The following is a 9,821-nucleotide window of genomic DNA, read 5'->3' as shown; positions in this document are numbered from 1 at the left end:
AGCCAGATCGCGAACATCAGCTCGCCCGAGTAACCGACCAGCGCGCTGTTGTAGACGCGCTTGCGGATCAGCACCGGGAACGCGCGCGGCAGCGCCCGGCGAAAGATGATGCGGTAGATCACCGTCTCGGACGCAGGCAGCACCAGGAAATTGACGAAGAACAGGATGTAGAACAGCGGGTTGGTCGGCAGCGACGTGACCACTTGCCGCCAGCCGATCGCGCGCACCTTGAGCACGAGCCAGGTGAACATCGCGGCGAAGAACAGGACGCGCAGCGCGATCGCGACGCGCTTGGCGTCTTCCGTCCCCGCCCAGGCGCGCGCGCGCGTAGCCAGCGTCATCAGAATAGCCCGAGTGTGCGCGAGTGCGCGAAGAAGGCGTCGAACGATGCCCGCTGCCGCCCCGTCAGGCGGAAGCGCGAATAATCCTCGGTCCGTCCGAGCATGCGGCGCACGCCCCATTCGATCCGGTCGCGCGGGGTGAGCGCGATGCGCTTCTCGAAATGCGTGCGCTCCCATGTGTTATTCCCGTGAAAGCAGCGGATCAGCAGCGCCGCCTCGCCCTCGTCGAGCAGCGTGAATCCCAACCGCCGCCAAGCATCGCGATAGGTGCTGTCCTCGCCGCGACGCTCCAACGGGTAGCGGATGTCGTCGCGGCGGTGGTGCAGGATCGTGCTCGGCACCCCGCCCTGGAACCAGCCGATGTACGGGCGTTCCAGCCACTCGGGCTCGGCAAGATGCATCAGCGCGACCGGGCACCAGCAGGCGGCGTGGTCGCCAAGCACGACGATTTGCCGCGCCAGCCGCTCGGGATCGAACCAGTCGTCGTCGTCCCATTGCGCGATCAGGTCGCCGCGCGCGAGGTCGAGCGACAGGTTGCGAAGTGCGCCGAGCGTGGTCGCCGGGTCCTTGGCGATGCGGTGATGGATCAGCCGATCGGCGGGCACGCGCGACAGGATGGGCGAATAATCCTGCTCGCCGTCGTCAACGACAATCAGCTCGCGGTTGGGATAGGTCTGCGCCAGGAAGCAGTCGACCGATCGCTCGGCCAGCGCCATCCGGTCGGCGGTCACCATCAGGCACGAAATGCGGGGGCCGTCTTCACCGAACGGCCGAAGTACGGGCTTCACGCCATGATCCTAGTCAGCGCGAAAGCGTGCTGGTATCCGCCGCGCCTTGACATGACACGCATCGTCTTCGTTCTTTCCTACCCGACGTATCACAGCGTCGCCGATCCCGCGGAGTGGCTGCGCTGGGACAATCGCGACCGCCGGATGCCCGCGCTCCTATCGGCGCTGGGAGCCGATGTCGAGTTGTGGGGCGTGGCGCGCGAGGACGCTACCTTGCGCTGTGACCCCGATCTGGGCGCGCCGTACACGCTCAGGCTGTTCGCGCGCGACGGCGGGGGCAGGAAATCGCGCGATCACTACAGCGACGCGATGGTCGCCGCCGCGCGCGCCGACGCGGCCGATCTGTTCGTCGTGATCGGCAGCAACGGCGGCGCGGGATATCGGCTGTTCGACCGCGTGCTCAAGCCCGAGGCGCGCCGCTTCGCGGTCATCATCGGCGGCGATTACTGGAGCCGGCTGGTCCCGCACGCGGCGATGGTGTTCACCGAATCGGAGCTGCAGGAACGCGCGCTCGCCCGCCCGCGTGTGCCGTGGCGCGCCGCCATCCCTTATACGCGGATGGAGCGGCTGCCCAAGTCGATCGACACCGAACGCTTCCGCCCCGTGATGGGCGAGCGGCGGCGCGACGTGATCGCGGTCAGCCGGCTGACGCGGTGGAAAAGCTTCTCCGAGGTCGGCGCGCTGTCGGTCGAGCACCGCGTCGCGGTCGCCGGCGGCGGGCCAGACGCCGAGGCGCTGGCAAAGCGTTATCCCGAGATCGACTGGCTCGGCCATGTGCCGAACGCCGCCATCCCCGCGCTGCTCGGCTCGGCGGCGGTCTATTTTCACGCCGGTCGGCGCGATTACTTCCCGCGTGCGATCGTCGAGGCGATGGCGTGTGGGCGCCCGGTGGTCGCCTTCGCCGACCGGATCAGCGCCGACGTGCTGCCGGCGAACTGCGGGCTGCGCGTCACCAACCGTAACTATCGCCACGAGGTCGCCGCGTTGCTCGCTGATCCGACGCGGATGGCAGCGATGGGGCTGATGGCGCGCGCGCACGCGCTGGCGACGCATGGACTGCGGTCGAGCGAGCCCGCGTGCCAGACGCTGTTGCGGCTGGCGCGGGGAGATGCGTGATGGTGCCCGAATGGACGGTCGTTCTCGCTTATTACAATGAGGCCGATTACCTAGCCGCGACGCTTGCCAGCCTCGACGCGCAGACGCTCAAGCCCTTTCGCCTTATCCTGGTCGATAATGCCTCCGACGACGGTTCGACCGAAATCGCGCGCACGGCCGCGGCGGCGATGCCTGATGTTGAGGTCGTCCACCTGTTCGAGGCGCAACCCGGCAAGATCCACGCGTTGGAAACCGCCAACCCGCACATCACCACGCCGTTCGTCGCCTTCACCGACGCCGACACCTTCTACCCGCCGCACTATCTCGCCACCGCCGCGCAGGCGTTCGCGGCAGGCGGCGAGCGCGTCGTCGCGGTGATGGCGACCGACGTCACCGATCGCGCCGACGGCCCTGCCGCGCTTGCCAAGCGCCGCCACAACCAGCGCGTGAGTCGGCTATGGCCGAAACAGACGCACACCGGCGGCTACGGGCAATGCTTCCGCACCCAGGCGTATGTCGCGGCGGGTGGCTACACGCACGCGCACTGGCCCTACGTGCTGATGGATCATGAGATCATGGAGCGCGTGCTCGCGCACGGTGACGCGATCTACCCGTACGACCTGTGGTGCGTCCCCTCCCCGCGGCGCTCAGACCGGACACGCGTGCGCTGGACGCTGGCGGAGCGGCTGCTCTACCATTTCACCCCGCATGGCGCGAAGAACTGGTACTTTTACCGCTTTCTCGGCCCGCGTCTCGCGCAGCGGCGGCTGACTCATCTCAACCTGCGCGAGAAGACGTGGAAGTCTGAAACCTGACGGTCACACTTGTGTTGCCTGAATACCACACCATCTAGTCGGCAAGTTATCAGGGGACAGACATGAACCTCGACAAGTTTACCGACCGCGCGCAGGGATTCCTCCAGTCCGCGCGCACCGTCGCGATCCGCATGAACCATCAGCAGATCGCGCCCGAACATCTGCTAAAGGCGCTGCTCGAGGACGAGCAGGGCATGGCCGCGGGGCTTATCGTACGTGCCGGCGGTGACGCGCGCCGTGCCACCAGCGAAACCGACGCCGCGCTCGCCAAGATCGCATCCGTGAGCGGGTCGGGCGCGCAGACGCCACCGGGGCTCGGCACCGACACGGTGCGCGTGCTCGATCAGGCCCAGGAGATCGCGAAGAAGGCGGGCGACAGCTACGTCACCGTCGAGCGGATGCTTGTCGCACTTGCGCTCAGCCTCAACACCGCGGCGGGCAAGGCGCTCAAGGCAGCGGGCCCGACTCCTGAGGCACTCAACAGCGCGATCAACGAACTGCGCGGCGGCCGCACCGCCGACACGCAGTCCGCCGAGGACCGCTATGACGCATTGAAGAAGTTCGCGCGCGACCTGACGCAGGCGGCGCGCGACGGCAAGCTCGACCCTGTGATCGGCCGCGACGAGGAAATCCGCCGCACCATTCAGGTGCTGGCGCGTCGCACCAAGAACAATCCCGTCCTGATCGGCGAGCCGGGCGTCGGCAAGACCGCGATCGTCGAGGGGCTGGCCTTGCGCATCGCCAACGGCGACGTGCCCGATGGCCTCAAGGACAAGACGCTGATGGCGCTCGACATGGGCGCATTGATCGCGGGGGCCAAATATCGCGGCGAGTTCGAGGAGCGGCTGAAAGGCGTCATCGACGAGGTCAAGGCCGCCGAGGGCGACATCATCTTGTTCATCGACGAAATGCACACGCTGATCGGCGCGGGCAAGTCGGAGGGCGCGATGGACGCGGGCAATCTGCTCAAGCCCGCACTCGCGCGCGGCGAGCTCCACTGTGTCGGCGCGACCACGCTCGACGAGTACCGCAAACACGTCGAGAAAGACCCCGCGCTTCAGCGGCGCTTCCAGCCCGTCTTTGTCGGAGAGCCGACGGTCGAGGACACGATCTCGATCCTGCGTGGGCTCAAGGACAAGTATGAGATGCACCACGGCGTGCGCATCACCGACGGTGCGCTCGTCTCCGCGGCGACCTTGTCGAACCGCTACATTACCGACCGCTTCCTGCCCGACAAGGCAATCGACCTGATGGACGAGGCCGCCAGCCGCATCCGCATGGAGGTGGAGTCGAAGCCCGAGGAGATCGAGACGCTCGACCGCCGCATCCTGCGCTTGAAGATCGAGCGCGAGGGGCTGCGCCGCGAGTCGGACGAGGCGTCGCGCGACCGCTTCGCCAATCTCGAGCAGGAGCTCGCCAACCTCGAACAGCAGTCGGCCGAGCTGACGACGCGCTGGCAGGCGGAAAAGGACAAGATCGCGGGCGAGGCGAAGCTGAAGGAACAGCTCGACACCGCGCGGCTCGAGCTTGAACAGGCGCAGCGCCAGGGCGATCTGGCGAAGGCGGGCGAGCTATCTTACGGCCGCATTCCTGCGCTCGAGCGCCAGCTGGCCGAGGCGCAGGGAACCACGCAGGGCGCAATGCTGCGCGAGGAAGTCACCGCCGACGACATTGCGGGCGTCGTCAGCCGCTGGACCGGGGTGCCGGTCGAGCGGATGCTGGCGGGCGAGCGCGAGAAGCTGCTCGGCATGGAGGAGGTGCTCGGCAAGCGGGTCATCGGACAGGCCGACGCGGTGCGCGCGGTCTCGACCGCAGTGCGCCGTGCACGCGCGGGCTTGCAGGACCCGAATCGGCCGTTGGGCTCGTTCCTGTTCCTCGGGCCAACGGGCGTCGGCAAGACCGAGCTGACCAAGAGCCTCGCCGAATTCCTGTTCGATGATCCCAATGCGATGGTGCGGATCGACATGAGCGAGTTCATGGAGAAGCACGCCGTCTCGCGTTTGATCGGCGCCCCGCCGGGCTATGTCGGCTACGAGGAAGGCGGCGTGCTGACCGAGGCGGTCCGGCGTCGGCCGTATCAGGTCGTGCTGTTCGACGAGGTCGAGAAGGCACACGGCGACGTGTTCAACGTGCTCCTGCAAGTCCTCGACGACGGTCGCCTGACCGATGGTCAGGGCCGCACGGTCGATTTCAGCAACACGCTGATCATCCTGACCTCGAACCTCGGATCGCAGTTCCTCGCCAACATGCCCGATGACGCCGACGTCGAGAGCGTAGAGCCGCAGGTGATGGACGTGGTGCGCGCGCACTTCAGGCCGGAATTCCTCAACCGGCTGGACGAGATCATCCTGTTCCACCGGCTAGGCCAGGCGCACATGGGGCCGATTGTCGACATCCAGGTGTCACGCGTCGGCAAGCTGCTCGCCGATCGCAAGGTGACGCTCGACCTGACGGATGCGGCACGCGCGTGGCTGGGCCGTGTCGGCTACGATCCGGTCTACGGCGCGCGGCCCTTGAAGCGGGCGGTGCAGCGCTACCTGCAGGACCCGCTCGCCGACCTGATCCTGCGCGGCGAGGTCAAGGACGGCACGACCGTCCACGTCGACGAAGGTGACGGCAAGCTCGCCTTGTCGGCGCAGTAAAGCGACAGCGTTCGGGCGGGCAGTGTCTCGCCCGCCCGGACCTTCCTACACCTCGTAGCCCAGCTTCTCGCACCACGGTCGCAGCAGCGCGGCGGCGTCGCCGAAATAGCGTTCGTAGCGCCGCCAGCGGTCGATCGCGCGGGTGTAGATCGGCTCGGTCACCTGCGAGTAGCTGGCAGTGGCGATATGGCCGCGGCGGCTGGCGCTCGCCTGATTGTCGAGGAGGTCATCGTTCCACGGCACGTCGAGGAAGCGCATCAGCGGACGCAGCTCCGCGTCGGGATCGGCGACGAGGCGCTCGTAGCGGAAGCGATGCACGTTGAGCGGAAGCTGGCTTTCCGCGTTGGCGAAGCTGGTCATCGTCGCGTCGTAGAGCGCCGCCGCCTCACCCAACGAGGTCAGGTGCCGCATCGCGAAGTTGAGCTGGAAGTTCGCCATGAAGCAGCTCAGCACCACGTCGAACGGATGCCGCTCGACGAAGATCATCCGCGCGTCAGGAAACATGCGGTGCAGCAGCGGCGCGCGCGCCAGGTGGAGCGGAAACTTGTCGACCACCACCGCATGCCGATCGTTCGGCGCGACCTGCGCGAGCAAGTCGAAGTAGCGCTGCCGCAACTGATCAGGGTCGGCGCGGTCGACACCGCCGGCGGCGCGCGCCTCCGCCTCGATCGTGCCGACGATCGGCAGTTCCTCCATCACGTGGAAGTGCGGATCGTTCATCAGCAGCGTGTCGAGCAGGGTCGTGCCCGAGCGCGGGAAGCCCATGATGAAGACCGGCGAGGCTGGCTGGGTTGCTGACGCGGTCGAGCCGGTTCGGACGGTGGCGGCCAGTCGCCCGTCGCCTTCCCGGCGTACACGGGTCAGGTAGCTCGGCTCCTCACCCGCCCCTGCCCCCGCCAGCGCCGCATCATTCATCAGCGTAAATTCGGCGAAGGCCTGGTCGGTGTCGCCGAGTCGCTCCGCAATATCGGCACGGATATGATGTCGCCGCGCCGGCGCCACGTCGGTGCCGATCCGGTCCGCCTCGCGCGCCGCCTCGTCCAGCCGGTTACGCCGGCGGTGCAGCCATGCCGCGATCAGCGCGACGTGCTCGTCAGCGACGTTGTTTTCGCGCGTTTGAGCGACGAGTTGATCGAGATCGTCGATCCTATTCAGGTTCTCATACAACAGGCCGAGTTCGACGTAAGCGTCGGAGCGTTCCGGCGCCAACGCGGTCGCGCGCACAAGCGTCTCGACCGCACGATCGAAGTTCCTGCTGTTCGCTTCGGCAAGGCCGTGGTGGAAAATGATGTCATAGTCGCGTGGCAGCAACCCGGCCGCGCGGCTGGTCCACGCCAGCCGGTGGTCGTCGCGACCGGCGGCGATCAGCGCCTTCGCACCGTTGACGTGCGGCGCGGCCTCGTTCGGTGCGATCTGCACCGCGCGCTCGAACGCCTGGATCGCGTCGTCGTGACGTCCGAGCGCGGTGTAGCTGTTACCGATATTGTTCCAGCTCTGCGCATCGCCGGGTTGCAGCCGCAGCCACGCGGCATAAAGCGTCGTGGCCTCGTCATGGCGCCCCCGCTCGGCCGCGAGATATGCGCGCACCCTCAGCGCGCGAGGGTTCGCCTCGTCGAGCAACCGGGCGGCCTCATCGGCCTCTTCCAGCGCGCGCGTGTCGATCAACGCCACGACCAGGTTGAAGCGACTTGCCTGATCGCCGGGATCGAGCGCCACCGCGCGGCGCAGCAGCGTCACCCCCTCCGCCGGGTCTCCGCTCTGGCAGGCGAGCAGCCCCGCCATCGCCGGCAGCATCGCGTCATCGGGCAGTTGCCTCATCGCCTCAGCCAATCGGGTTCGCGCACCGGCCCGGTCGCCCGCGCGCCAATAAGCCGCGGCAGCACCCAGCACCTGTTCTCTCATGCTCGTCATGGCGTCGCGGGATAGGCGATATCGAAGGCGACGGTAAGGCGCTCTCCCGCTGCGAACGGCATCGTGCCGTGCCACGTAGTCGAGGGGAACAGCACCAGCTTGCCGGGCTGCGGCTCGATCATCGCGGTCGGCGGAAGGTTTAGGCCGAGTTCGGCCGGCGGCGCACCGATTGCCAGCCAGCCGGAATGCGCCGGCTCATCGGCCGCTCGTTCCGGCAGGTCGATATACAATGCCGAACTGATCCAGCCGGCAGGGTGGACGTGGCTCGAATGGTGGCCACCGCCGCGCAGCCGCACTGACCAGGAACCGGCGAAGCGCGGCCGCGCCTGCCTGGGCGATCCCAGCAACGGATGACGCGTGTCCGGTGGCGGCAGCGCGTCGATATAGCGCCGCACGCACGCGCGGATCTCCTCGCGCAGTTGCTCGATCTCGGGATCGATCCGCGCGAGCAACATGCCCTCGGTCTGCGTGCCGCCGTTAACCGACTGGTTAAGGTGCGGACCGCCCGCATGGTGACGATCGCGCAGGAACGCCGCCAGCCGCTTGAGCGGCAGTGCTTTCGAAAGATCGTGCTGCTGCACCAGCCCCGCTTGCGCATCGAGCCAGTCACGGCGCGGATCGCCGTTCAAGCGCCAGACCAGCGAAGCATAAGGGTAGAAGGACGCCGATTGCGGGCGCCCCAACCACGGCTCGATCACCCGCGCTGCCCGATCGACACGCCCATGCCGCAGAAGATGTCGAACGTGGTAGACCGCCATTGCCGGGTCGCTCGCCAACTCGGGCGTGGAGAAAGCCTCGGCGTCGGCTGGCAACGATCCGCTTTCGGCACGCGCTGCAAGGTCGCTCGCGCGCACGAATGGCTGATCCCCGATGCTTGCCCTACTCGCACGCACCTCGCGCAGCACGTCATCATACCGCTTCGCCTGCAACAGCAGTTCGAGCAGCAACTGCCACTTGGCAGGCTCCGCCGGCTGCGCGGCAATGCTGCGCCGCAAGGGCGCGAACGCGTCCACGCCTGCACCACGCAGCCACAGCAGGTGCGCGAGTTCACGCTGTCCGTCGATCCACCTCGGCTCCTGCGCAAGCACGCTCGCCAGTCCGTCGCACGCCCGCGCGGCCTCGCCTGCGGAAAACAGCGCCGCCGCGCGCCCCAGCAGCAACCCTGCGTCAAATGGTGCCAATGCGAGCGCCGCGTCGAACTGGTCTAGGCTCGGCAACCCGGCCTCGTAGCGGCATTGCGCCAGCCCGTGCGCGATCCGCACATCGCGCGGGGCGAGCCGCGTCGCGGTCGCGAACGCGTCCAGCGCGCTACGCCGATCGTCGAGCGCGCGGTACAGCAGCGCGGTCCATTGCCACAGCCGCGGATCGCTACCAGCGCGGTGTGCGGCAGCCGCGACCTGTTCGACCGCCCGCTCCTCGCCGCCGTGCGCCAGCGCCCGCTCGGCGAGTATCGCCGCAGAGCGTGAGCGCAACGCCGCGGCCGCTCGATCGGCAGCCGGCGGCATGCTCCCGAAATGTCGTGATTGATCGGGCAAGGACATGGCCCGCAGTGGTAACGACTCGCGCGCACAAAAAAAGGGCCGGGAAAACATCCCGGCCCCCTCAAAGCTGATCGATCGATCAGAAGTTCAGCGTCACACCCGAGTAGATGTAGCGGCCGAGTGCGTCATACACCTGCGGATAGGTGTTGCCATTGGCGAAGCCGGCCGGCTGCGCATAGGTTCCAGCGCCAGCAATGAGCGGCGGATCCTTGTCGAGCAGGTTCTGCACGCCGAGGCGGAAGTTGAACTTCTCCGCGATCGGCGCGGTCAGCGCCAGATCGAAGTAGCTCTGCGGCTTGATGCGCGCATTGTACGCGGTGAAGCCACCAGCCAGTGCCGACTGGTTGCTGCTCGCGTCGATGCGAACCGCCGAGAAGTAACGCCACTGACCCGAGATACCGATGCCATCGGCGAGGGTGAAGGTCAGGCGCGTCTTGTGGCGCCACTCCGGTGCCGGCGTGCCGCACTGCGTGCCATAGTAACCCGCACAATCGTATGGATCGACGACGCCGTTATTGACCTTGTACTCGTTCAGCCAGGTACCGTTGAAGTTAAACGAAATTGTACCGACCGAGCCCACCTCGGAGTTGAAGTTGGCACCGACGTCGATACCGCTCGTCTGCAGCGTGCCGAGGTTACGCGTCAGATCGGACACGTAGCCTTGATTGGAACGCCACAGCGATCCGGT

Annotated in this window: 6 protein-coding genes and 2 pseudogenes; 3 read left to right on the top strand and 5 right to left on the bottom strand. The window is 67.3% G+C overall.

Annotated elements, in window-relative coordinates; all coding sequences use genetic code 11:
- Positions 1 to 341 (bottom strand): annotated as a pseudogene (locus QZ847_RS10930) (hypothetical protein); the annotation flags it as partial.
- Positions 341 to 1,129, bottom strand: coding sequence for a glycosyltransferase family A protein (locus QZ847_RS10925; protein WP_294356461.1), 789 nt, complete (start codon positions 1,127 to 1,129; stop codon positions 341 to 343). The pseudogene QZ847_RS10930 and the gene QZ847_RS10925, both read right to left, overlap by 1 nt.
- Positions 1,130 to 1,180: 51 nt before the next feature.
- Between QZ847_RS10925 and QZ847_RS10920 the strand changes: the two genes are divergently transcribed.
- The 3 genes from QZ847_RS10920 (at position 1,181) to clpB (ending at position 5,681) form a co-directional block, all read left to right on the top strand.
- Positions 1,181 to 2,245 (top strand): glycosyltransferase, encoded by a 1,065-nt coding sequence (locus tag QZ847_RS10920; RefSeq protein WP_294356459.1) that lies wholly within the window; start codon positions 1,181 to 1,183, stop codon positions 2,243 to 2,245.
- Positions 2,245 to 3,039, top strand: coding sequence for a glycosyltransferase family 2 protein (locus tag QZ847_RS10915; protein WP_294356457.1), 795 nt, complete (start codon positions 2,245 to 2,247; stop codon positions 3,037 to 3,039). The genes QZ847_RS10920 and QZ847_RS10915 overlap by 1 nt, the downstream gene beginning before the upstream one ends.
- A gap of 62 nt (positions 3,040 to 3,101) precedes the next feature.
- Entirely contained in the window at positions 3,102 to 5,681 is a 2,580-nt protein-coding gene (gene clpB, locus QZ847_RS10910; RefSeq protein WP_294356455.1) for an ATP-dependent chaperone ClpB, read from the top strand.
- A 45-nt stretch (positions 5,682 to 5,726) separates the two neighbouring features.
- Here clpB and QZ847_RS10905 read toward each other — a convergent pair whose 3' ends face one another.
- The 3 genes and pseudogenes from QZ847_RS10905 to QZ847_RS10895 form a co-directional block, all read right to left on the bottom strand.
- On the bottom strand, positions 5,727 to 7,592 hold the full coding sequence (locus tag QZ847_RS10905; RefSeq protein WP_294356453.1) for a tetratricopeptide repeat-containing sulfotransferase family protein: 1,866 nt from the start codon (positions 7,590 to 7,592) through the stop codon (positions 5,727 to 5,729).
- Positions 7,589 to 9,064, bottom strand: a complete 1,476-nt coding sequence (locus QZ847_RS10900) for a putative 2OG-Fe(II) oxygenase (RefSeq protein ID WP_294356451.1) — start codon at positions 9,062 to 9,064, stop codon at positions 7,589 to 7,591. Before QZ847_RS10900 ends, QZ847_RS10905 begins: the two co-directional genes overlap by 4 nt.
- 148 nt (positions 9,065 to 9,212) lie before the next feature.
- A pseudogene (locus QZ847_RS10895) lies at positions 9,213 to 9,821 on the bottom strand (TonB-dependent receptor); the annotation flags it as partial.

Origin of the sequence: uncultured Sphingomonas sp. (assembly GCF_913778135.1) — a bacterium.
Taxonomy (GTDB): Bacteria; Pseudomonadota; Alphaproteobacteria; order Sphingomonadales; family Sphingomonadaceae; genus Sphingomonas.
This window is presented reverse-complemented; position numbering and strand designations above follow the sequence as displayed.